At 69.2% G+C, this 23,762-nt stretch carries 16 protein-coding genes and 1 tRNA gene; 9 read left to right on the top strand and 8 right to left on the bottom strand.

Translation table 11 applies throughout. From position 1 onward, the window contains the following. Window positions 1-85: 85 nt before the first annotated feature. Together AMD30_RS10155 and AMD30_RS10150 are read right to left on the bottom strand one after the other, a co-directional pair. On the bottom strand, window positions 86-388 hold the full coding sequence (locus AMD30_RS10155; RefSeq protein ID WP_055475541.1) for an MGMT family protein: 303 nt from the start codon (window positions 386-388) through the stop codon (window positions 86-88). A gap of 23 nt (window positions 389-411) precedes the next feature. Beyond that, window positions 412-1,188 carry an alpha/beta fold hydrolase gene (locus AMD30_RS10150; RefSeq protein WP_055475540.1) on the bottom strand — a complete coding sequence of 259 codons (777 nt, stop codon included), beginning with the start codon at window positions 1,186-1,188 and terminating at the stop codon, window positions 412-414. 108 nt (window positions 1,189-1,296) lie between these two features. Between AMD30_RS10150 and AMD30_RS10145 the strand changes: the two genes are divergently transcribed. The 4 genes from AMD30_RS10145 (at window position 1,297) to nudC (ending at window position 10,257) form a co-directional block, all read left to right on the top strand. Next, window positions 1,297-4,734 (top strand): ATP-dependent helicase, encoded by a 3,438-nt coding sequence (locus tag AMD30_RS10145; protein WP_055475539.1) that lies wholly within the window; start codon window positions 1,297-1,299, stop codon window positions 4,732-4,734. Continuing rightward, window positions 4,727-8,116 carry an ATP-dependent helicase gene (locus AMD30_RS10140; protein WP_055475538.1) on the top strand — a complete coding sequence of 1,130 codons (3,390 nt, stop codon included), beginning with the start codon at window positions 4,727-4,729 and terminating at the stop codon, window positions 8,114-8,116. Before AMD30_RS10145 ends, AMD30_RS10140 begins: the two co-directional genes overlap by 8 nt. A 99-nt stretch (window positions 8,117-8,215) precedes the next feature. Beyond that, complete coding sequence (locus AMD30_RS10135) at window positions 8,216-9,286, top strand: potassium channel family protein (RefSeq protein ID WP_010843944.1); 1,071 nt, start codon at window positions 8,216-8,218, stop codon at window positions 9,284-9,286. 35 nt (window positions 9,287-9,321) lie between these two features. Next, a complete protein-coding gene (nudC, locus tag AMD30_RS10130; RefSeq protein ID WP_055475537.1) occupies window positions 9,322-10,257 on the top strand; it encodes an NAD(+) diphosphatase in 936 nt (311 codons plus the stop codon). 180 nt (window positions 10,258-10,437) lie between these two features. Here nudC and AMD30_RS10125 read toward each other — a convergent pair whose 3' ends face one another. Continuing rightward, window positions 10,438-10,722 carry a mycoredoxin gene (locus tag AMD30_RS10125; protein WP_010843946.1) on the bottom strand — a complete coding sequence of 95 codons (285 nt, stop codon included), beginning with the start codon at window positions 10,720-10,722 and terminating at the stop codon, window positions 10,438-10,440. Between the two features lie 83 nt (window positions 10,723-10,805). Between AMD30_RS10125 and AMD30_RS10120 the strand changes: the two genes are divergently transcribed. Together AMD30_RS10120 and AMD30_RS10110 are read left to right on the top strand one after the other, a co-directional pair. Beyond that, the gene (locus AMD30_RS10120; protein WP_055475536.1) at window positions 10,806-12,956 is read left to right on the top strand and encodes an ATP-dependent DNA helicase UvrD2; all 2,151 of its coding nucleotides are present in this window, start codon (window positions 10,806-10,808) and stop codon (window positions 12,954-12,956) included. Between the two features lie 609 nt (window positions 12,957-13,565). Beyond that, the gene (locus AMD30_RS10110; protein ID WP_044507075.1) at window positions 13,566-13,856 is read left to right on the top strand and encodes a WhiB family transcriptional regulator; all 291 of its coding nucleotides are present in this window, start codon (window positions 13,566-13,568) and stop codon (window positions 13,854-13,856) included. A 103-nt stretch (window positions 13,857-13,959) separates the two neighbouring features. Here AMD30_RS10110 and AMD30_RS10105 read toward each other — a convergent pair whose 3' ends face one another. The 3 genes from AMD30_RS10105 to AMD30_RS10095 all read right to left on the bottom strand — a co-directional run bounded on the left by AMD30_RS10105 (window position 13,960) and on the right by AMD30_RS10095 (window position 17,822). Next, the gene (locus tag AMD30_RS10105) at window positions 13,960-15,276 is read right to left on the bottom strand and encodes an ABC1 kinase family protein (protein ID WP_014927713.1); all 1,317 of its coding nucleotides are present in this window, start codon (window positions 15,274-15,276) and stop codon (window positions 13,960-13,962) included. A gap of 15 nt (window positions 15,277-15,291) precedes the next feature. After that, window positions 15,292-16,239 (bottom strand): hypothetical protein, encoded by a 948-nt coding sequence (locus AMD30_RS10100; RefSeq protein WP_231632678.1) that lies wholly within the window; start codon window positions 16,237-16,239, stop codon window positions 15,292-15,294. Between the two features lie 86 nt (window positions 16,240-16,325). Next, window positions 16,326-17,822, bottom strand: a complete 1,497-nt coding sequence (locus AMD30_RS10095; RefSeq protein ID WP_010843952.1) for a zinc-dependent metalloprotease — start codon at window positions 17,820-17,822, stop codon at window positions 16,326-16,328. A 124-nt stretch (window positions 17,823-17,946) separates the two neighbouring features. On the opposite strand from AMD30_RS10095, the gene AMD30_RS10090 reads away from it, so the two are divergent. Continuing rightward, window positions 17,947-19,011, top strand: coding sequence for a YlbL family protein (locus AMD30_RS10090; protein ID WP_055475533.1), 1,065 nt, complete (start codon window positions 17,947-17,949; stop codon window positions 19,009-19,011). A gap of 21 nt (window positions 19,012-19,032) precedes the next feature. Here AMD30_RS10090 and AMD30_RS10085 read toward each other — a convergent pair whose 3' ends face one another. After that, the gene (locus tag AMD30_RS10085; RefSeq protein ID WP_055475532.1) at window positions 19,033-19,581 is read right to left on the bottom strand and encodes a PPA1309 family protein; all 549 of its coding nucleotides are present in this window, start codon (window positions 19,579-19,581) and stop codon (window positions 19,033-19,035) included. Between the two features lie 220 nt (window positions 19,582-19,801). Between AMD30_RS10085 and AMD30_RS10080 the strand changes: the two genes are divergently transcribed. Further along, window positions 19,802-22,756, top strand: coding sequence for a UPF0182 family protein (locus AMD30_RS10080; RefSeq protein WP_231632677.1), 2,955 nt, complete (start codon window positions 19,802-19,804; stop codon window positions 22,754-22,756). 44 nt (window positions 22,757-22,800) lie between these two features. On the opposite strand, the gene AMD30_RS10075 is transcribed toward AMD30_RS10080, so the two are convergent. Then, window positions 22,801-23,085: a hypothetical protein gene (locus AMD30_RS10075; RefSeq protein ID WP_055475530.1), complete on the bottom strand. Its 285-nt coding sequence runs from the start codon at window positions 23,083-23,085 to the stop codon at window positions 22,801-22,803. Window positions 23,086-23,303: 218 nt separating this feature from the next. Between AMD30_RS10075 and AMD30_RS10070 the strand changes: the two genes are divergently transcribed. After that, window positions 23,304-23,380: transfer RNA gene (locus AMD30_RS10070), tRNA-Met, on the top strand. The last annotated feature ends 382 nt before the right edge of the window (window positions 23,381-23,762 follow it).

Here is a 23,762-nt window from a genome sequence, read left to right as displayed (position 1 = left end):
TGCCCCGCAAACCCACCCTTTTTCGGCATATCCAGCACCCTCCAAGGGGGTGGGTATGCCGAGAACAGGTGGGTTTGCGGGTCGGTCACGTGGCGGGGTCCCACCGGCACTCGCGCAGTCGGATTCGCCCGTCGGTGACCGGAACACCCTCCGCCCGCAGCCGTTCCAGCTGACGAGTCGCGAGATGCGGCGCCGGCCGGCCGCCGGCGGGCACCACACGGTGCCAGGGCAGGTCGGCCGAATCGGTCCGCATGATCCAGCCGACGATCCGCGGGCTCGACAACCCGGCCGCGGCGGCCAGGTCGCCGTAAGTGCTCACCTGGCCGGCCGGAATGGCCGACACGAGTGCGCGGACCTGTTCGACCTGCTCCTCGGTGATGGCTGCCATCGTCGCCTCGACAGATGTCGTCGCTACAGCAGCGATCGGACCAGCGCGGCCGCGAGCCCGGGCTCGAGGAACGGCACCATGTGGCCGCAGTCGGCATGGTGGACGGTGACCTCGTCGCTGCGCTCGCTCGCGCACGCATCGAGGAAGGCCGGCCGCACGAACGGGGGCTGGACCTGGTCGGCGACCACCACGTGGGTGGGCACACCTGGCGGCGGAAGCACTGCGGGCCTTGCCATCTCGCTCCACGACGCCGCTGCGGCGGGTGCGCTCACCCGCCAGCCGACCCGGCCGCGCGGCCGGGGGACGAGGTGTTCGGCGAGTTCGGCCTCCATGAGCTGGTCGGGAACGGAGGCCCAGCCCTCCGCACGTTTCGCGGCGCGGGCGGTGTCGGCATCCGCGTAGTCCCAGTTGTCGAGACTGTCGGTGGCCACGTCGAGCGCGAATTCGGGGTCGAGGCCCTGCGCGGGGTCGAGCAGCACCAGCCCCTTCACCGCATCCGGGCGGCGGTTGGCCAGGTGCAACGCCAGCGCGCCACCGAACGAGTGACCCACGACGACCACCGGATGCTCATCGGCGGGGATGTGTTCGTCGATCACCGCGGACAACGCCCGCACCTGGTGCTCGATGCTCCATGGCGGTCGCCACGGGGACCGGCCGTGACCGATCAGATCCGGCGCGACGAGGCGCACGCCGGGGAGGTGATCGGTCAGCGCTGCCCAGCGGCGGCCGTGCCCGGTGAGTCCGTGGATCGCGAGAACCGCAGGACCGCTGCCGAAGACATGCGTGTTGAGAGCTGTCACCCGTCCATCCTGCCGTACGCCGCGCGGCGGACTCTGACACAGGTCGCGGGGACACAGGTCGCGGGCACGGCCGACGAGGCCGTCGGTGGGCCGTGATTCGATGGGTGCATGAGTCGGAAACCGGGTGCCCAGACCCCGCGGAGCGCGCTGCGTGCGCGACTCGTCGCGGCCCCCGACCCGACGGACCGGACCCGGTACTGGCCACCGTCGGTGGCGCAGGTGATCGACCCGCCCACGAGTCGGCCGGCGGACGAGGAGCAGGCGTGGCGCCCGGTGCGGGTGCACGGCGGCCCCGGGAGCGGAAAGACCGCGCTGATCGTCGACGCCGCGGTCGCCCGCCTGCTCGACCCCGCCACCGATCCGGAGTCGGTCCTCGTCCTGGCGTCGAGCCGACGCGCCGCCGTCGCGCTCCGGGAGGAGATCACCCGGCGCGTCCTGTCCGCGGGCTCGAGCGGTCGCCGGGTGCTCGGCGGTGCGCTGCGCGAGCCACTGGTGCGGACCGTGCACTCCTACGCCTTCGCGATCCTCCGCTTACAGGCGCAGGCCCACAACAATCCGCCGCCGCGCCTCATCACGGGGTCCGAACAGGATGTCGTCCTGCGTGAACTGCTCGCCGGTGACATCGAGGACGGCGCCGGGTACTGGCCTGCCCACCTACGGCCCGCGCTGGGCACCGACGGGTTCGCCCAGGCGTTGCGCGACCTGATGATGCGCGCCGCCGAACGCGGGGTGGGTCCGGAAGAGCTTGCCGCGCTGGGGCGTACGCACAAACGACCGGAGTGGGCCGCGGCCGCCCGGGCCTACGCGCAGTACGAGCAGAACATGCTGCTGCGCGGGGCGGTCGGGCTCGAGACCCCGGGGGCCTCGGCGCCCGCGGTCGACGCGGCCGAATTGATCGGGTCGGCCCTGTCGGCCTTCGCCACCGATCCCGACCTGCTGAGCGGCGAGCGTCGTCGTATCCGGCATCTGCTGGTCGATGACGCGCAGCATCTCGACCCGCAGGCGGCGCAGCTCATCACGCTGGTCGGCACCGGAACCCTCTCGACGATCATCGCCGCCGACACCGACCAGTCCGTGTTCGGATTCCGGGGTGCGAGTCCGCGATTCGCGGACGGGCTGGCCGAACCGGGCAGCCCGCTCGACATCCTGCTGGAACACGATCACCGCGCCCGGCCCGAGCTGTCCCGCCTCGGGCGCGCGATCGCCGCCCGGCTGCCCGGCGCTCGCCCGCACCCGTATCCCGACCCGGTGACGGATTCGGCCGACGCCGACCCGGGCGCGGCCGATGGGGGAGGCGCGGCCGCGGTGCGCGTGTACGGGTCTGCCGCGAAAGAGGCCACCGCCATCGCCGACCTCCTGCGGCGTGCGCATCTGTTCGACGGGGTCCCGTGGTCGCAGATGGCGGTCGTCGTCCGGTCGGTGTCACTGGCCCTGCCGCCGCTCCGACGCGCCTTCCGGTCCGCGGGCGTACCCCTGACGACGCCCGCGAGCGACCTGCCCCTGCATCGGCAACGAGCCGTCATCGGACTGATGCTGGTGCTGCGCGCCGTCGCCGCGCGGGCGGCCGCGGGAGCAGATGCCGACCTGCCCGACACCACCGACCCGGAGACCACCGACCTGTTCACCAGCGAGCTCTTCAGCACCGAGGACACGCTCACGTTGCTGTCCGGTCCGATCGGGGCGGCCGACCCGGGCTCGATGCGCCGTCTCCGACGCGGTGTGCGGCGTCTCGACGATGCCGATGACCCAGCAGGACAACCGGATTCGCTCACGTCGCTGACCCGCGCCATCCTCGACCCCGAGGTCGGCGCGCGCTATCGCCGACGGCTCACCGAGACCGAGGCGGCGCCGCTGGCCCGCGTGCTGGACGTCGTCGGTGCGGCCCAGCGGGTCCATGACGCGCGCCGCGGGATCGAGGAGACCCTGTGGGCGGCGTGGCAGGCCACGGGACTCGAGCGGCGGTGGGCGGCGTCGGCGGTTCGCGGCGGTCCGGCCGGCGAGCAGGCCGACCGCGACCTCGACGCGGTCATGGCGATGTTCGAATCCGCCGCGGACTTCTCTGACACACTGCCCGCGGCCGGGCCCGCCGGATTCGTGCACTACCTCTCCCAGCTCCAGATCCCGCGTGACACCCGGACAGCCACCGCGACGACCGACTCGGTGACGGTGCTGTCCGCACACGCCGCGGTCGGACGCGAATGGGAGGTCGTCGCCGTCGCCGGCGTCCAGGACGGGCTGTGGCCGTCGTTGCGCAGCCGCGGCGGTGTTCTCCAGACCGGGCAACTCGTCGACATCCTCGACGGCATGGCCGCCGACGCCGTGGACACCGTTGCCCGCGGGGCGACGGCGCTCGCCGACGAGCGCCGGCTCTTCCTCGTCGCCTGCACCCGGGCGCGTGGCCGGTTGCTCGTGACCGCGGTCGAGGACGGCAGCGGGGACGCGTCGCCGTCGCGGTTCATCACCGAACTCGCGGACCTGGTGGGTGATGCCGACGATCCGGCCGAATCCGCCCGCGCCGAGATCCGACTCGATCCCGGCGTCGACCGGGTGCTCTCGTTGCCCTCGTTGGTCGCCACGCTGCGATCGGCGGTGATCGCCGGGGCCGACGAGCCCGACGCGCCTCGCACCGAGGCCGCGGCGCGCCTGCTGGCCGAGCTGGCCGATTCCGACATCCCGGGCGCGCATCCGCGCGACTGGTTCGGGCTCGCCGCGCCCAGCACCGACGAGCCGCTGTGGACGCCGGAGTCGGGGGCGCTGACGCTGTCCCCGTCGAATGTCGATGCACTGACCCGCTGTTCACTGCGCTGGGTGCTCGAACGCAATGGCGGCCGCGACGGCGACGGCACCCCGGCACTGACCGGCAGCCTCGTGCACACACTCGTGCAGGCAGTCGCCGGTCAACTCGACCCGGCCGAGGTGACCGCGGCGCTGCGCGGCATCTGGGAGCGGGTCGACACCGGGGCGGGTTGGTACTCAGCTCGCGAACTCGAACGCGCGGAGAGCATGCTCGGGCACTTCCGGGAGTGGCTGCGCATCTCACGCACCGAGCTCGAGGAGGTGGGTGTCGAACTGCCGGTCGACGCAACCATTCCCGCTGACCCCGGGTCGGAGTCCGACGAGCCCGCGGTCCGTCTCCGCGGGCGCGTCGACCGCCTCGAGACCGATGCCGACGGCCGGCCGGTCGTCGTCGACGTGAAGACCTCCAAGAACCCGATCACCAAGGCCGACGCCGACGAGCACGCCCAGATGGCGGCCTACCAGGTGGCGTTGGCGCACGGCGGGGTGCCGCAGTTCGGCGATGCCGCCCCGGGCGGTGCACGACTGGTCTACGTGTCGACCGCAAACCGCAATTCCGGTGCGGCCGAACGTATTCAGCCGCCGCTCACGCCGGAGTTGCTCGACGAGTGGATCGGGGTGGTGCGCCGCGCGGCGCGGGCGAGCATCGGACCGACGTACACCGCGACACCCAATCCCGGTTGTGTGCACTGCAACCTCACCACCAGTTGTCCCGCGCAGATCCCCGGAAAGGCGGTGACCGATGACTGACCTCCAGGACCGGACCGAGCGTCCGATCGTCGGGGCGAAGTCACTGGCGGCGGCGCTGGGCCTGCCCGATCCCACGCCCGAGCAGGTCGCGGTGATCGAAGCACCCATGGAACCGATGCTCGTCGTCGCCGGCGCCGGTGCCGGCAAGACCGAGACGATGGCCTCGCGTGTGGTGTGGCTGGTGGCCAACCAGCTCGTGGCCCCCGACGAGATCCTCGGCCTCACGTTCACACGCAAGGCCGCGAGCGAACTCGGTGCCCGTATCCGGCGCCGGCTCTCGATGCTCGCCGGGTCGCCGGCGCTGCGGAACTGGGATCCCGACGGCGCGTTGGGCGCCCGGCTGCGCGGTGCCGACCCCGAGGTCAGCACCTACCATGCCTACGCCGGCCGGCTGATCGCCGATTACGGGCTGCTCCTGCCGGTGGAACCGTCGTCGACCCTGCTCACCGAGACCGAGCTCTGGCAGCTGGCGTTCTCACTCGTGTCCGCCTGGCCGGGCGAACTGAACACCAAGAAGGTGCCGGCGAGTGTCACCGAGGCGGTCCTCAAGCTGTACGGCGAGATGTCGGAGCACCTCGTCGACATCGCCGACCTCGCCCAGGCGGGTTCCACGCTGTACGACCTCGTCGACACCCTTCCGAAAGGTCCCAAGCAGCGCGACAAACCGACTCAGGCGCTGCTGAAGGTCAAGGAGGTCATCGACGAGCGCCGCGAGCTGATCCCGATGGTGATCGCGCTGGGGGAGACGATGCGCTCACAGTCCGCGCTCGACTTCGGCAGCCAGATGTCGCTCGCCGCGCGGCTGGTGGTGTCCAATCCCGAAGTCGTGACGGCCGAACGGACCGCCTTCCGCGCGGTCCTGCTCGACGAGTACCAGGACACCGGTCACTCGCAACGGGTGCTGCTGTCGACGCTGTTCGGCGGGCACGGGCGCGCACCGGTCGCGGTCACCTCGGTCGGCGATCCCATCCAGTCCATCTACGGGTGGCGAGGTGCCTCGGCGGCCAACCTGCCGCGGTTCGCGCGTGACTTCCCGCGTCCCGACGGGACCCCGGCCCGGCGCCTGGAACTCCTCACCAGCTGGCGGAATGCGGCCCAGGGCCTGCGGCTGGCCAACCAGATCTCCGAAGAGCTCCGACGCCGCGGTATCCCGGTCAGCGTGCTCCGGCCTCGCCCCGACGCCCCGCACGGAACGGCGACGATCGCCCTGACCGAGACCGTCGTCGACGAACGGAACTGGATCGCCGACGCGATCGAGGAACGGTACCGGGGGGCGGAGGCCGCGGAGGTGGCACCTCCGACCACCGCGATCCTGGTGCGGCGCAACGAGGATTCGGCACTACTGGCCGCCGAGCTCGAGAGTCGGGGCATCCCCACCGAGGTGGTCGGCATCGGCGGGCTGCTGCATGTCCCGGAGATCGAGGACATCGTCGCGACCCTGCGCGTGATGGCCGACCCGATGGCCGGGACCGCGGTCATGCGCCTGCTCACCGGGGCACGCTGGCGGCTGGGCGCCAAGGACCTCGCCGCGCTGTGGCGGCGGGCCACCACCCTGGCGGCGGAGAGTTTCGCCGAGGCGGGCGGGGTGGTCACCAGCAGAGAGGCGCTCGACGCGGCCCTCGACGCCGTGCTGCCCACCGAGATCGTCGACCGGGCGGGCATCGCCGACGCCGTCGTCGACCCGGGCGAGCCGACCGACTACAGCCCGGAGGGCTACGCGCGCATCCGGGCCTTCGGCGCGCAGCTGGAGTCACTGCGCCGCCGCATCGGTCAGCCGCTGCCCGAACTCGTCGCCGACGTGGAGAACACGATCGGTGTCGGCGTCGAGGCGCAGATCCGTGCACGCCGCATGCGGGGCGCGATCACCGGTCGCGAACATCTCGACGCCTTCGCCGACTACGTCAGTCACTACGCCGATCGCCAGGGCGCGAACCTGCCCGGTCTGCTGGCTTTCCTCGATGCCGCCGAGACCATCGAGAAGGGCCTGGAACCGGGACGCATCGAGGTGGCCGAGCAGCGCGTGCAGATCCTCACCGTGCATGCGGCCAAGGGGCTCGAATGGGATGTCGTCGCGATCCCGCACCTGGCGAAGGGCATCTTCCCCAGCGCCAAGGCCGACACCACGTGGCTGGGCAGCGCGCGTGAACTACCGGCCGACCTGCGCGGCGATCTGGCCATCCCGGCCGAATCGGCCGACGGTGCGCCGGAAGGATTTCCGCTCCTGAAGATCGACACCGTCGCCGACCGCAAACAGCTCGAGGACGCCCTGACCGACCACAAGGCGGCGATCGGTGAACGGCGTCTCGAGGAGGATCGGCGGCTGCTGTACGTGGCCCTCACCCGTGCTCGGCACGACCTGCTGGTCTCGGCGCACCACTGGTCGGAGACCGGTGACAAACCGCGCGGCGGATCGGATTTCTTCGAAGAGCTGATGGTCGGCATCGACGAGGCCATCACCGACCCGAGCGTCGATTCGACCGGTCTGTCGGTCGCGGTGCGCACGCCGCCACCCGAACCGGACAGCCCGAACCCGTTGGCCGAGCGCGCGATCGCGGCGCCGTGGCCGCGCGATCCGCTCGGCGGACGCCGCGACTCGGTGCAGCGGGCGGCCGACCTGGTCACCGACGCCATCACCGCACGCGCAGCGCCCGCCCTGTTCGACGCCCCGGCCGGTGACGCCGGGTCCGCCACCGCTCCGCCGCCCGATCCGGCGGACGAGATCGGCGCATGGGAAGCGGAGGTGTCGGCCCTGCTCGCCGAGCACCACCAGGCCAATCAGGCGCTCGTCGAGGTGTCCCTGCCGACCCACCTGTCGGTCAGCCAGCTCGTCGAACTCGACGCCGACGAGGCCGAGTTCGCCCGTCGGCTGCGCCGCCCGACACCGTTCCGGCCCAACCCGATGGCGCGGCGCGGCACCGCCTTCCACGCGTGGGTGGAACGCTGGTTCGGGGCGACACGACTCCTCGACATCGACGAGTTGCCCGGCGCGGCAGACGCGACCGCGAGTCCGGACGCCGATCTCGAGGAGCTGCGGGAGGCGTTCCTGTCCTCGCCCTGGGCGAATCGCAGTCCCACCGAGGTGGAGGTGCCGTTCGAAACCGTCATCGGCGGGATCGTGGTGCGTGGCCGGATCGACGCGGCCTTCGCCGAGAAGGACGGTTCGTGGACGGTGGTGGACTGGAAGACCGGAGTCGTCCCCGAGCCCGCCCGCCGGGAGTCGCTGTTCATCCAGCTGGCCGCGTATCGCCTGGCGTGGGCGCAACTGGCCGGGGTGGAGACGACCAAGGTGCGGGCCGCGTTCCATTACGTGCGCGACGGGCACACCCTGGAGGCCGACGATCTGCCCGACGAGGCCACCCTCGCCGCCAAGCTCGCCCGATGAGGTCCGCGTCGAGAGGTTGGTCCCGCCAGATGAGTTGCGATGCGCCGAGGTGGGCTACATTGCAGCGTGTGAGCGAACTCGACGGGCGCGAGCGCGCCGGTGGCTAGCCGTCTGCGCCGACGTTTCGGCGGTACCGAGCTGGCCAACCGGCCCGACCATGCACTGGTCGGTGTCGTCCGTATCCCCGAACTGCAGCAGAGTCCGAGCCGGGCGATCGGCCGGCGCGTCTTCTGGGCAACCCTCGCGCTGCTGTTCACCTCGGTGGTCGTCTGGCTGGATCGCGCCGGTTATCGCGACGCCCAGGACAACGAGCTGTCGTACCTGGATGCGCTGTACTACTCGGCGGTGACCCTCTCCACGACCGGCTACGGCGACATCACGCCGATCACGCCGTTCGCCCGTTTCATCAACCTCGTCATCATCACGCCCTTGCGCGTGCTGTTCCTGATCGTGCTGATCGGTACCACCCTCGAGGTGCTCACCGAACGGTCGCGGCAGGCGCTCAAGATCCAGCGTTGGAGGAATACCGTGCGCAATCACACCGTGGTCATCGGTTATGGCACCAAGGGCCGCACCGCGGTTGACGCGATGCGGGGTGACGGCATCAAGCCCTCCGAGATCGTCGTCGTCGACGCCGACGCCACCGTGCTCGAGGCGGCCGCCTCCGACGGGCTGGTCACGGTGCGCGGCGACGCCACCAAGTCCGACGTCCTCCGCCTGGCCGGTGTCGCCCACGCGACGAGCATCGTAGTGGCCACCAGCCGCGACGACACCGCGGTCCTCGCCACGCTCACCGCCCGCGAACTCAATCCGCGGGCGAAGATCGTCGCGTCGATCCGGGAGTCGGAGAACACCCATCTGATGCGTCAGTCCGGCGCCAACTCGGTCGTGGTGTCGTCGGAGACCGCCGGCCGCCTGCTCGGGATCGCGACGATGACCCCGTCGGTGGTCGAGGTGATCGAGGATCTCCTCACCCCGGACGCCGGGTATGCCATCGCCGAACGGGAGGTCGACCCGACCGAGACCGGCGGATCGCCCAGCCACACCCGCGACATCGTCCTCGGCGTCGTACGGAACGGTGTGCTGCACCGCGTCGACGACAGCGCGGTCGAGCAGATCGAGGTCGGCGACCGTCTGCTGTACGTCCGCAAGAGCCCCAACGACGACTGACCGATCCGCTGCATCCGAGAAAGGATTGTGCGACAGTGCATTTCGAGCTGCCCGAACCGCCCCTGCTGTCGCGAGCGGTGTTCGACCGCGCGGACGCGATCCGCGACGACGCGCCACGGATGGCCGCCGGCTGGCCGACGGCGAAGGTGCTGCTGATCGACGCGGCCGGTCGCTACCCGGTGACCGATGCCGGTGAGCTGCACTGGGTCGCCGCCACCACCGTCGCCCAGGCGCCGCCCGCGGACGCGGTCATCCTCGGGTTCGACGCAGCGGACGGCGACGGGGGAGCCGACCTGTGGACACGGCGGGTGGACCACATCGACGGACCGACCGATGACGCCCGACGCGGTGCGACGCGTCTGTCCGCCGACGAGGCGGGCCTGCTCGCCACCGCGCTGGGAATCCTGAACTGGCACGAGACCGCCCGTCATTCTCCGGTCGACGGTTCGGTCACCCAGCCCGCGCGAGGCGGCTGGGTCCGGCGCAGCGTCGACTCCGGACGGGACGAGTTCCCGCGGACCGACCCGGCGATCATCACCGTCGTCCACGACGGCGCCGATCGGATCCTGCTCGGCCGGCAGGCGGTGTGGCCGGCCGGCTGGTATTCGACGCTGGCCGGTTTCGTCGAGCCGGGGGAGTCGCTCGAACAGTGTGTGCTGCGGGAGGTGCACGAGGAGGTCGGGATCGTGGTGCGCGAACCGCGCTACCTGGGAAGCCAGCCGTGGCCGTTCCCGCGATCGCTCATGCTGGGTTTCGCGGCGATCGGCGACCCGGCCGACGAACTGGCATTCCTCGACGGCGAGATCGGCGACGCGCAGTGGTTCCACCGCGACGAGGTCCGGGAGGCACTGGCCCGCGGCGACGGCTGGTCGCGCGCCGAGGCGCCGGGTTCCGACGACGCCGACCGCTTGCGTCTTCCCGGGTCGATCTCCATCGCGCGGTCGATGATCGAGGCCTGGGCGGCCGGTTAGCGCGGCCGCGTGCCCTGTTCCTGAGAATGGGAGATGCGACCCCCATCGCCCCCTGAGGAGTGCTCCTGAGGATGAAAGATGCGACCCCCATCGCCCCCTGAGGAGCGTCCGGAGCTTGCGGAGGGCGCGTCACGAAGGGTGCCAAATCGGGGCGAAGGGCTGGGCGAGATGCCCAGCGCGTCAGACGCCCAGCTTGGCCTTGACGTCGGCGATGGAGGGGTTGGTGGCGGTGGTGCCGTCGGCGTAGAGGACGGTGGGCACCACGTGATTGCCGCCGTTGACACTGCCCACGAACTCCGCGGCGTCGGGGTTCAGCTCGATGTCGATCTCCTGCCAGCTGATGCCGCTGCTCTTCAGGCCGGTCTTGAGGCGGGCACAGAATCCGCACCACGACGTCGTGTACATGGTCAGTTCGCCGGTGTCGGAGGTGCGGGCGCCGGCCTCGTCGTCGATCACGTTGCTCATGGGTCTCATAACACCATGTCCGGGCCGGCTGTTCCCGGTTGCGTCGTTCTCCCCTGCGGGCGGCGTCGGTGGTTGGTGACATAGTGGACGCCGTGCCTCACCCGACTTCTGCTGCGAACCCCGAGTCCTCGCCTCGTGCCTCGTCGCCGGTGAGTCGAGGCGCGGTCGAGGGGCTCGACCCCGAACAGAGTGCCGCGGTCCTGGCGCCGCGCGGACCGGTGTGTGTGCTGGCCGGGGCGGGTACGGGCAAGACGCGGACCATCACCCGACGGATCGCCCACCTCATCGACACCGGGCAGGTGAATCCCGGTCAGGTGCTCGCGGTCACGTTCACCGCACGGGCAGCCGGGGAGATGCGGACCCGGTTGCGCGGTCTGGGTGTCGGCGGCGGTTCGGGGGGCAGCGTCGCGGCCCAGACCTTTCACGCCGCTGCGATGCGCCAGTTGCGGTATTTCTGGCCGCGGGCGTTCGGCGACGCACGATGGGAACTCCTCGACAACAAGTTCCCGCTCATCTCGCGCGCGGCCCGGCGCTCCGGTCTCGACACCGCCACCGACACCCTGCGCGACCTGTCGTCGGAGATCGAGTGGGCCAAGGCCTCGCTGATCTCACCGGAGAACTATGTCGAGGCCGTCGGCCGGCTCGGCCGCGAGTCCCCGGCGCCGCCGGCGAAGGTCGCTGCCGTGTACGGGCATTACGAGGACGCCAAGGTCTCACCCGACGGCGACCGGTTGCTCGACTTCGACGACATGCTCATCTACATGACGCAGATCCTCACCGCCGAACCGGGAGCGGCGGACGAGTTCCGTTCGCGGTACCGGTGTTTCGTCGTCGACGAGTACCAGGACGTGACCCCGGTGCAGCAGGGTCTGCTCGACGCCTGGCTCGGCGAGCGCGACGATCTGACGGTCGTCGGTGACGCCAACCAGACGATCTACACCTTCACCGGCGCGTCCCCCAACCATCTGCTGGACTTCAGCCGCCGGTTCCCCGAGGCGACGGTCGTCCGCCTGGAGCGGGACTACCGGTCCACTCCGCAGGTCGTCGACCTCGCGAACCGGGTCATCGGTGCGGCCCGAGGACGGATCGCGGGCACCCGCCTCCGCCTCGTCGGACAACGACCCGCCGGCCCGGCACCGCAGTTCGCCGAGTACGACGACGAGCCCGCCGCGGCAACGTCTGTCGCCATCGAGATCAAACACCTCATCCGTGCCGGGGTCGCGCCCGCGGAGATCGCGATTCTGTATCGCGTCAACGCGCAGTCGGAGAACTACGAGCAGGCGCTGACCGAGGCGGGCATCCCGTACCAGGTCCGCGGCGGCGAGGCGTTCTTCGCGCGCACCGAGGTCCGGCAGGCGATGCGGCAACTCGCCACTGTCGCCGGTCGCGAGGTCAGGCCCGACGTGGAGATCCTCGACGTCGTGCGAGCAGTCCTCGGCGAACTCGGGCTCACCGAGGAAGAACCGTCGGGCACACAGGCGCGGAGCCGCTGGGAGTCGTTGAAAGCGCTGGTCCAGCTGACCGAGGACATGGTGGCCGAGAATTCCGAGCTGACGCTGCCGCAGCTGTCGGCCGAGCTCGCGGCCCGCGCCGAGGCGCGTCACCCACCGACCGTGCAGGGCGTGACGCTGTCCTCGCTGCACGCGGCCAAAGGACTCGAATGGGATGCGGTGTTCCTCGTGGGACTCACCGACGGGTCGCTGCCCATCAGTCAGGCGATCAAGGGCTCGTGGGAGGAGGTCGAGGAGGAACGCCGGCTGTTCTACGTCGGCGTCACCCGCGCCCGCGAGCACCTGCACCTGTCGTGGGCGCTGGCCCGCAACGAGGGAGGCCGCGCCCGCCGGCGGTCACGGTTCCTCGCCGACCTCGTTCCCGACGACTCGCCCGCCTCGCCGATCGCGAAGGAGCGCACACCCCGCCGCGGACCGACGTGCCGGGTCTGCGGTTCACGGCTGATGGATTCGACCGCGACACTGCTCGGCCGGTGCGCCGGATGCCCGTCGGACCTCGACGAGGGGCTGTTGGTCTCGCTCAAGGAGTGGCGTCGCGAGCGGGCCCTGGAGAAGAAGGTTCCGGCGTTCGTCGTCTTCTCCGACAAGACGCTCACCGCGATCGCCGAGCAGCGTCCCACCGATACCGCTGCGCTGGTGGCGATCTCGGGGATCGGGGCCAAGAAGGTCGACGAGTACGGCGAGGACATCCTCGACCTCGTCAAAACTGCAGGTCAAAAATAGGTTGTGCGTGTTTCGGCCCAGCGTCTAGTCTGATTCCCGTCAGTACGGGGATCGGCCGAGTGTGTCCGTCACGCGGCCCCAGCAGAATCACCGACGACCGACGACAAAGCGACAAGCCACGAGACCAGAAGGGAGCGGATCAGTGAACGGAATCATCGTGCGCCAGGCCGGCATCTGCCAGTCTGCGGCGAAACTGAGCGCGGCGAACGCGTATGCGACCACATCGCATGCGGCGACGCCGAACCAGCCCGCCATCGCGCGTACCGGTCGCACCCGCTCCTGGATGCCGGTCGCCCGAGCGTGCACGAGCTTTGCACGCCCGGTCGCCCTCCCTCCGGCGGCTCTGCACCTGGCAGCCGAAGCGCGCGTAGCGCGAATCGCACCGCCCGCAGCAGCAGCACCCGCGCCGCGTCGGTTCCCCGTTCTGTTCCGAAGTTCCCGGAGTTAGATCTCCGAGACAATCCGGGCCACGGGCGAATCGCAGAGGCGACACCCGTGGCCCTCTTTTTTTCTGTCATCCGAATCTCCGCCCCGCTAGGGGTCTCGGACACAGAGCCACATCGAGGACTCGGGTTCAACACCCCAAACGAGCAGATGTGGAGAATCCCAATGACTGTCGAATGCGTACTCGAGTCCTGTATGTCGGCGGACCGCGCAGCGACCGCCCGGCTCGACCTGCCCTGCCAGGTCGCCGACGCAGATCTGTGGTTCGCCGAAGACCCCCGTGACCTCGAGCGTGCAAAGGCGATGTGCGCCGAGTGCCCGCTGCGGACCCAGTGCCTGCAGGCCGCGCTCGATCGGTCCGAACCCTGGGGGGTCTGGGGCGGCGAGATCTTCGAACGAGGCGCCGTCATCGCACGCAAGCGTCCCCGCGGCCGCCCGCGCAAGAACGTTGCGTGACAACGACAACGAAAGAAACGACACCGACGCCGTGAGCAGATGCTCGCGGCGCCGGTGTCGTTTCTGCGTGTCGTGTCGGCGTGTGGTGTCTGCCGGGGCGGGGTCAGTCGCCCAGGCCGGGAACCCACTCCTCCATGATGGCGCGGTAGGGAGCGTGCGCCTCGAGTTGCGAGGCGATGCCGACGCAACCGCCGAGCACGCGGAAGACCATCACGAAACGCTTGGGCACGTTGAGGTTTCGTGACGTCTTGTACACCTCGCCCCGGACGTCGGTGGCCTTGCCCGCGGCCCGTTGCATCCACTTCCGCGTGAAGTGGAACGACTCGGAGAAGAGCGGATCGACGTACGGACGCAGGTAGGCCTCGAGGTCGGCACTCGTCACCTTGTTCGCGTGGGACGGACGGATGAACTCGGCCGAGATCATGAGTTCTTTGAGCTCGTCGTACTTCTGGTCGCGTGCCAGCCGGAGGATCGGGCCGGTCTCGGGCGGGAGACCGTCCGGATAGTGACCCACCGCACCGAAGTCGAGGACACCGAAACGTCCGTCGGTGGCCAGGAAGAAATTGCCCGGATGCGGGTCGCCGTGCAGGAGCCCGACCCGATACGGGGAGCTGACCTCGAACTCGGCCATCTTCGCAGCGGCATCGTCGCGGGTCTTCTGGTCACCGGTGGTGATGACCTTCGACAGAGGAACGCCGTCCACCCACTCCGAGACGACGACCTTGGGTGCGCTCGCGACGACCTTGGGGACGAGGAAATCGGGATGACCGTCGTAGGCCTTGGCGAAGGCGCGCTGGTTGTCGGCTTCACCGAGATAGTCGAGTTCGGCCTCGGTCCGGTCGATGAGTTCGTCCATCATCGCCTTGACATCGGTGCCGGGGGACAGGCGCTGCAGGAGTCCGGACATGCGGGACAGGGTCTTCAGGTCGGCCTTCAGGGCGTGATCGGCGCCGGGATACTGCACCTTGACCGCGACCTCGCGGCCGTCGGACCAGACCCCCTTGTGGACCTGTCCGATGGACGCAGAGGCAGCCGGCACATCGGAGAAGTCCTGGAAACGCTCGCGCCAGCGGGTACCGAGCTGCTGGTCGAGCACCTTGTGGACCTTGTCCGCCGGCATGGGCGGTGCGTCGGCCTGCAATTTGGTGAGGGCTTCGCGGAAGGGCTCGCCGAATTCGTCGGGGATGGCGGCTTCCATGATCGAGAGCGCCTGCCCGACCTTCATGGCGCCGCCCTTGAGTTCGCCGAGGACGGCGAAAAGCTGTTCGGCGGATTTCTCCAGGAGCTCTTGGTTGACCTCGTCTCGGTCCCTGCCGACCATGCGCTTGCCGAAACCGGCAGCGGCCCGACCGGCCATACCGATCGGAAGAGAAGCCAGTTTCGCGTTTCGGCGACCCTGTCCTTTGGTGATGTCGGTCATAGCATCCTTTCCGCGTCACACATTAGACGACCTGGCTCGTGAATCCGGTACGGGACGACAATCGCAGTCCGGGTGCGGCGACCACCGCTTGATGTTGAGTCGAGTCGGGTCGTCGCGCACCTCCAGCACGCGATCCAGCAGCTGCGGGACCGGCGGCGGATTCGAACTCGGCCGCTCGTCGTGCACGGCGGCCACCAGCCGTTCGATCTGGGAGTGCGCGATGGCGGTGGTCATCGCCAGGATGGTCGGACTCGCCTGTCCCGACGTTCGGATCAGTTGCACGGCCAATGCCGGCCACTCCGGGTCCGCGTCGGACCGGTGCCGGTCGGCGCACATCAGGCAGCTGGACAGACCGGGCAACACCAGCGGCCCGACTATGCCCACCCCGTCTCGCACCCGGACCAGCAGGTGGGGGATCCGGGCGCGGGTCAGCGCGAAGACGACCCGCGGGTCGTGGACGACGAAGTCGGTCAGGATCACCAGGTCGGTGTCGATGGCGTCGAGCGAGCCGTCGGGGAGTCGGCGCATGGTCCGCCGGGCAGATCTGCCCGTGCCACCCAACGAACTCGTCAGTTGCTCGCTGATCGGTCCCTGACCGTGGATCAGGATGCGGAATTCCGGCGTGCGGCGATCGACATCGACGACCGCGCGGCCGGCCGCCACCAGACTGCTCAGGACGAGGTCGAGGTCGTCGTCGTGCAGGCCCGCGCGGCGGGCGCGGCGGGCGAAGGTGTCCGTCGTGCACGTGTCCTCCAGCGACCGCAGCAGCGCGGCAACGGAATGCGCCGACACCGCGGCGTCGAACTCGAGGAGCAGGCTGTCGGCCGGATCGATCCCGACCCGGACCGAGTTCCCGGGCTGAACGAGAATCGGCGTACCCGGTAGCAGCCGTGGCACCGCGGTCGAACGATCCGCGCGGGTGGGAGGCGAGATGGCGCTGGAACTCGTCCGGGCTGGCGACATGCGGCAACTCTGCCAGCCGGACGCCTTCAGTGACGTTCGGTGAGCAGGTTATCCACAACACGGCCGGATCCACCGAGGGTGTGGATCTACGATCCGCCTTGCGCCGAGTCGTCACCGGGGTCGCCTCCGGATTCGGGTGTCTGGGGACCGGGGCGCTTGCGCTCATCGCCGCGCGCCTTCTCGTCGGCGATGGTCTTCTCGAGTTGTGCGATCGGGTCGTCGAGTTCGTCGCCGGCCAAGAGACGATCGATGAAACCGGCGGGATTGTCGAGGTCGTCGGAATCGGGCAGCAGATCCGGGTGAGCCCACACGCCGTCCCTGGTCGCGACGTCGGTCGCCTCCAGCGTGCGACGCCACAGCTCCGACGCCTCGCGGACCTTGCGGGGTCGGAGCTCGAGACCGACGAGGGTCGCGAACGTCTGCTCGGCCGGCCCGCCCGAGGCGCGCCGGCGGCGCATGGTCTCGGTGAGTGCGCCGGTGCTCGGGATCCGATCGCCGAGTGCTCGCGTCACGACCTGCTCCACCCAGCCCTCGATGAGGGCGAGCAGGGTCTCGAGGCGGCCGAGCGCTGCCTTCTGCTCAGGGGTCGTGGTCGGCTCGAACGACGTCGACGAGTTGATGAGCTCCTCGAGTTTCGAAGGGTCGGAGAGCAATTGGGTCGGGTCGATCCCGGCGGTGGCGTCGGTGATCCCGCTGAAGTCGATACTGATTCCGCGGGCGTATTCCTCGACGGTGGTCAGCAGTCGCTGACGCAACCAGCCGACGTGGGTGAACAGGCGCACATGTGCGGCCTCACGCGCGGCGAGGAAGACGATGATCTCCTGCGCCGGCTGCTCGAGACCTTCGGCGAACTTCGCGATCGCCTCGGGAAGCAGGACGGCGATGCCCTCGGGCGCCAGCGGCAGGCCGACGTCGGTCGACGTCAGCACTTCCTTGGCGAGCTGTCCGAGGCCCTGGCCGAGCTGCGTGCCGAACGCCATGCCGCTCATCTGGGTGAGCATCCCGATCATCGGGCCGGCGAACTGCGCGGCCTCGGCGGGGAGGTTGTCCTGCCAGGTCCGGGCCAGCTGTTCGGCGACCGGATCGCACAGACCCTTCCACGTGTCCATGGACTCCTCGAGCCACTGGACCGGGGTCCACGCCACGGTCTGGGTGACCCCGCTGGGGAAGTTCGTCGCGTCGTCGAGCCAGACGTCGGCGAGGCGGACGGCGTCGGCCGACGCGGTGTTCTCCTTCTCGAGGATGGGGGTGAACGAACCGATCTGCTGCCGAGCCAGATTGGTCGCCACCGAGTAGTTCACCGGGCCGTCCCCGCCGCCGGCCATTCCCGCCCCCATGCCGCTGAACATGTTGCCCAGTTGCGAGAACATCTGGCCGATCATGTTGGGGTCGAAGTTCGACGGGTCGAAGTCGCCGCCCGGCCCGCCCCCGAACCCCTGGCCGCCCCCGAATCCGAACGGATTGGACCCGCCGAACGGGTTGCCGCCGGGATTGTCGCCCGGCTTGTTCTTGTCACCGCTGTTCTTGGCGCGGTCGTCGTCGCCGTCATCGGACGACGAGAAGCCGAAGGGCAGATCACTCATGGGTTCCACCGTACCGCCCGGTGAGGCGCGCAAACGGCGACGACTGTTCGCCCTGCGCGTAGTCGGCTCATGCTGCCTCGGCGCGGCAGGCTCGTCGTCGCCGCGGGGCACTATCGTGTGCGGAATGAGTTCGAGCCCCCGCTTCCGGAGAATCGCCGCGGCCGCGGTCTCCACCGTGGTCCTGCTGGCGTTGCTGGTGGTGGGCACACAGGTGCAGGTGCCCTACGCCGCACTCGGACCCGGACCGACGCTGAACACGCTCGGCACGACGAAGGTGGAGGACGACGGCGCGGTCGTCGAGCGCAAGGTCGTGCAGATCGACGGGGCGGCAACCGATCCGACGACCGGGCACCTGAATCTCACCACCGTCTCAGTCCGGGATGGGCTCTCGCTCTTCGACGCGCTGGGCATGTGGTTGTCGGGCACCTACTCCCTCACTCCCCGTGATCAGGTCTATCCGCCCGACCGCACCACCGAACAGGTGCAGCAGGAGAACGCCCAGCAGATGACGGGTTCGGAGGAGAACGCGACGGTCGCCGCGCTCCGCTACCTGGACCGGCCGACGGCGCTGCGCGTCGCGAGCGTCGGACCCGACGGGCCCGCGGTCGGGGTGCTGCGCGCCGGTGACGAGGTCGTGGCGGCCGGGGGTGTGCCGGTGGAGACCGGCGAACAGCTCCGGAAGGTCGTCGGTGACAACCCGCCCGGAACCGTGCTCCCGCTCGAGATCATCCGTGCCGGCGCCCGGCAGACCGTGTCGGTCACGCTCGGCAAGCATCCCGCGAACCCCGACGACGGGTATCTCGGTGTCGTCCCGGAGGTCGTCAACGCCGATCCCCGGCTCGAGGTCACCTACACGGTGGGGGACATCGGCGGGCCGTCGGCCGGGATGATGCTGGCACTCGCGGTCATCGACCAGCTGAGTCCCGGCGAATTGACCTCCGGCAAGTTCATCGCCGGCACCGGCACCATCACCGACGAGGGTGCGGTCGGACCGATCGGCGGCATCACGCACAAGACCCGCGCCGCGCGCGACGCCGGCGCGACGGTGTTCCTCGTCCCGGCCCGCAACTGTGCCGAAGCGGTCTCCGAGCGACCGGACGGACTCGAGCTGGTCAAGGTCGACACCCTCGACGGCGCGGTCGACGCGCTGGGTGCGATCGGCGCGGGACGTCCCTCGCCGACCTGCTGACGCGGCACCGGCACCCGCGGGTCAGCTCCGCCCGGGTGTCTCCGGCTCATCGGGGGCGAAGGTGTCGTGCAGTGCTTCCCGCAGTTCGAGGGCCAGCTGCGGATGGGTGAGCAGCTCGGGTTTCTCGTCGGGGATCGGACGTAGCCGCATCAGGGCCAGGTCGGTGCCGTTGCGCAGTACCCCGACGACCAGGCGGGCGACCTCCTCGTCCGGGTGCTGCTCGCCGGTCTCGGTGACGACGTAGCGCGGCGTGAGGTCATCGTCGTCCTCGGGCTCGACGATGATGATCTCGATGGCCACCGCGGCGCCGGCGACCGCCGGGGGCCAGATCGCCGACGCCAGGAACTCGTCGAGGTCGGCGACATCCTCCTCCTCCACGGGCGTGAAGACCGGGCCGTCCGCGGAGATGACGTCGGGAAGACGTTCGGCGAGCAGGGCGGTGGGTGCCAGCGCGAACACCGACGGCGGCTGTCCCCAGCCGCGCGTGTCGACGTGTTCCATGATCTCGCTCAGGGCACTGCCGAGGTCGTCGGTGGAAAAGGCACGAGGGGTGTTCGAGTCGCCGGGCACGTGCTCATCTTGCCTCGCAGTGCCGCACGACGACGACCCCGCCGTGCCGCGAGGGAACCACCGACGTGTCGCGATCGTTGAGCGGGCGCCCCGAGTGAGTTGGTCACCCGGGTGGTGCCAGTACAGTGGGCACCACGCCCAGCAGGCAATCGTGTGCGGGTGGTGTCCGGGTTGAGAGCTTTGGAGAGTGGGTCTGGTGGGCGTCCGAGGGCCGGCGGGAATGCCGACACTGTCACGCAGGAGCAAGATCATCATCGGGCTCGGCGTGGCCGTCCTGGTGCTGCTGCTCGTCGGGCCACGCCTGGTCGGTCTCGCGACCGACTGGCTCTGGTTCTCCAACGTCGGGTATTCCGGCGTCTTCACCAAGGTGATCTGGACCCGTGTGATCCTCTTCGCGGTCACCACGATCGTCGTCGGGGCCATCATCTTCGGCGCGGTGTCCCTGGCGTACCGCAGCCGTCCGGTGTTCGTCCCGACCGCGGGACCGAACGATCCGCTCGCGCGCTACCGCACCGCCATCATGAGCAAGGTCCGCTGGTTCGCGATCGTCCCGGCGGTGATCATCGGCGCGCTGGCCGGCCTGGTCGCGCAAGGATCCTGGGCGACGGTGCAGATGTTCCTGCACGGGCAGTCGTTCGGGCGGACCGATCCCCAGTTCAACCTCGACATCGGGTTCTACGCCTTCGACCTGCCGTTCTACCGGTTCGTGTTGAACCTGTTGTTCGTCGTGGTCGTGGTCGCCTTCCTGGCGAACCTGGTCACCCACTACCTCTTCGGCGGAATCCGTCTGGGCCAGGGCGGCGGTACGGTCACCACCGCGGCACGAATCCAGCTGGCAGTTCTGGCCGGCACCTTCCTGCTGTTGAAGGCGGCCGCCTACTGGCTCGACAGATACTCCTTGTTGTCGAGTCAACGAAAAGCCGAGATCTTCCCCGGCGCGAGCTACACCGACATCAATGCGGTGCTGCCGTCGAAACTCATCCTGATGGCGATCGCGGTCATCTGTGCGGTCGCGTTCTTCGCCGGGATCGTGCTCCGCGACCTCCGGGTGCCGGCACTCGCCACCGTCCTGATGCTGTTCTCCGCGTTGCTCATCGGGGTCGGCTGGCCGCTCACGATGGAGCAGTTCTCGGTCAAGCCGAACGCGGCGCAGAAAGAAGCCGAATACATAGACCGCGCGATCACGTCGACGCGCGAGGCGTACGGGATCGGGCCGGACAAGGTCGTCACCCAGAACGACTGGACTTCCCGACCGGCCACACCGGCACTCGTGAACAGCGACGTGCCGACACTGTCGAACGTCCGCGTCCTGGACCCGAACGTCGTGTCGCCGACATTCATCCAGCAGCAGCAGCGGCAGAACTTCTACGGGTTCCCGACCCAACTTGCGGTCGACCGCTATCGCATCGACGGCGAGCTGCGCGACTTCGTGGTCGCGGTGCGCGAGCTGGACCCCAGTCGCTACCTCGAGAACCAGCAGAACTGGCTGAACAAGCACCTCGTCTACACCCACGGGGACGGGTTCGTTGCAGCGCCCGCCAACCGGGTGAACGAGTCGCGCGACGTCAACGACATCGACGGCGGCGGCGACCCGTTCTACTACGTCAGCGACACCTCGAACTACCAGTCCGAGGAGTACAAGCGCGACGCCCCGATCAAGGTGGCGCAGCCCCGCATCTACTTCGGTGAGCTGCTCGCGAAGATCGACCCTGACTACGCGATCGTCGGTTCCGACGACGGACAGGCGCGTGAGCACGACATCGGTGACGACAAGTACACCTATCAGGGGCCGGCCGGGGTGTCCCTGGGCAACTGGTTCAACCGGGTGCTCTACATGGCCAAATACGCGGAGCGCAACTTCCTGCTGTCGGGGGAGATCAACTCGGCGTCGAAGATCATCTACAACCGCGACCCCCGCGACCGCGTCGAACAGGTCGCGCCGTGGTTGACGGTGGATTCGAAGACGTACCCCGCGGTCATGGAGGACGGCTCGATCAAGTGGATCGTCGACGGTTACACCACTCTCGACAACTACCCGTATTCGCAGCCGACCTCGCTGCAGAGTGCGACCGCCGACGCCCAGGACCTCAATCCCGGGCAGACCGGCCGCACCCAGGTCAACAAGACCGTGTCCTACGTGCGCAACTCGGTGAAGGCGACCGTCGACGCCTACACCGGTGAGGTGGAGCTGTACCAGTTCGACACCGAGGACCCGGTGCTGAAGACGTGGATGGAGGTCTTCCCGGGAACGGTGAAGTCTCGCGCCGACTTCGACGCGCAGACGTCGCTGCGGGAGCACGTCCGCTACCCCGAGGACATCTTCAAGATCCAGCGGTCGCTGCTGACCCGCTACCACGTCGATTCGCCGCAGACGTTCTTCCAGGCGAGCGACTTCTGGTCGGTGCCCTCGGATCCGACCGATCCCGATGCCGATCAGCGCGGACTCGATCAGCCGCCGTACTACTTCGTGGCGTCCGACCCGGAGAGCGGACAGCCGACGTTCCAGTTGACCTCGGTTCTCACCCGACTCAACCGGCCGATCCTCGGTGCATACGTGACGGTGTCGTCGAACCCCGAGAACTACGGGCAGATGACGGTCAAGCAGCTGCCCGGGAACGCGCAACGGTCGGGTCCGAAACAGGCCTTCAACCCGATGAAGACGGACCGCAAGGTCGCCGATTCGCTGAAGCCCCTTGAGAACAATGCGACAGTGACGTTCGGCAACCTGCTCACTCTTCCGGTCGGAGACAACGGGATTCTGCACGTCGTCCCGGTCTATGCACAGGCGCAGGGCCAGGAAGCTTTCCCCCGCCTGTTCCGGGTGATCACCCGGTACGAACCAGCTGAACGAGTGGCAAGTATCGGTTACGCGCCGACTACTGCGGCCGCACTGCGGCAGGTCGGCATCACACCCGCTTTGGGAGTGATCCCCGACGACCAGGAGCCGACCGAGCCGGACCAGGCCGGGTCGCCCGACACAGGCACCCCGACTCCGAATGAGCCACCGCAGCAGGGTGATTCGCCGGAGCGCGATGCTGCCGCGAAGGCCATCGGAGATGCCATCACGGCCTTGCGCCAAGCTCAGCAGGGTGGGGATTTCGCCGCATACGGTCAGGCGCTCGACCAGTTGAGCCAGGCTGTTGCCCGGTACGAGTCACTGGCCGCGCCCAACTAGTCGAGGTTCGCCCTGTCACCGAGCGCTACGTGTGCGAGGTATCGCTAGCCGCGATATTTCCGCAGGTAGCGCTCGGTTTCGTTGGGGGTGTTGTCGGGGAGTACCGGACTGTGGTGGTGTCGATGACCCAGCGAGAAGAAGATCGACACCGCGGTGGCGAACGCGGCGACCATCAGCAGGCCGCAGACGATCGCGGTACCCACGTTGCCGACGGCCATGTGGACCAGCCAGAGTGCGGCCATGGCGAACCCGCCCAGTGCCAGGACGAAACCGACGAAGCTCATCGGATGATTGCCGTGGCTCTCGTGGTGGAAACGGTGAGTGTTCATGGTTCCTCCTCGGCGGTGGCCTCTCGTGTGCCGAGTGTACGCCCGATGTGATCGGCATCACATTCAAGGACCCACGCCGGCGGCCTCCGGCGACCTCGCGCCGACCTGCGGCTACGTGCCGGAAGTGACCGCCGTCACGGGCGTTTGCCCAGGTCGCGACAGGTTGGGGTATCGATTTGCATCGCTGACGAACCGCTGTGTAACGTTGTGTTCACCAACGCGGGGTGGAGCAGCTCGGTAGCTCGCTGGGCTCATAACCCAGAGGTCGCAGGTTCAAATCCTGTCCCCGCTACCAACGCCAAGAACCCCCGCCCGGGACTCCCGGGCGGGGGTTCTTGCTATCTGCCGACACCTCGGTGGGCGAAGTCCTCTCGGCGACGACGATCCCTCGAGGGAGGCCGGCGCACTCACACCGGTCGACTCGCCGACCGGACTCGAGGTGCTTCGAGTCGAGGTCGGGTGATCCGATCTGCTGATCCCGGTCGACGGCGAGAAGGCCGCCGCCGATCACGTGCCCAGCCGCCCCGGGGTGCCGATCGACCGGTTTGGCGGGGACAGCCGCACGAAGTCTGCACGGGTATGCCGGTGACACGAGCTCCAGACCGCCTGTGACCAGGCGATTTGACGTCGAGTGGAGTGGTGCGTAACTTATGTCGAGTCAGCGCGCCACGGCGCCG

The organism is Gordonia sp. HS-NH1, from assembly GCF_001418765.1.
GTDB lineage: Bacteria > Actinomycetota > Actinomycetes > Mycobacteriales > Mycobacteriaceae > Gordonia.
The sequence above is the reverse complement of the archived record's forward strand: the minus strand, read 5'-3'. Positions and strand labels throughout refer to the sequence as shown.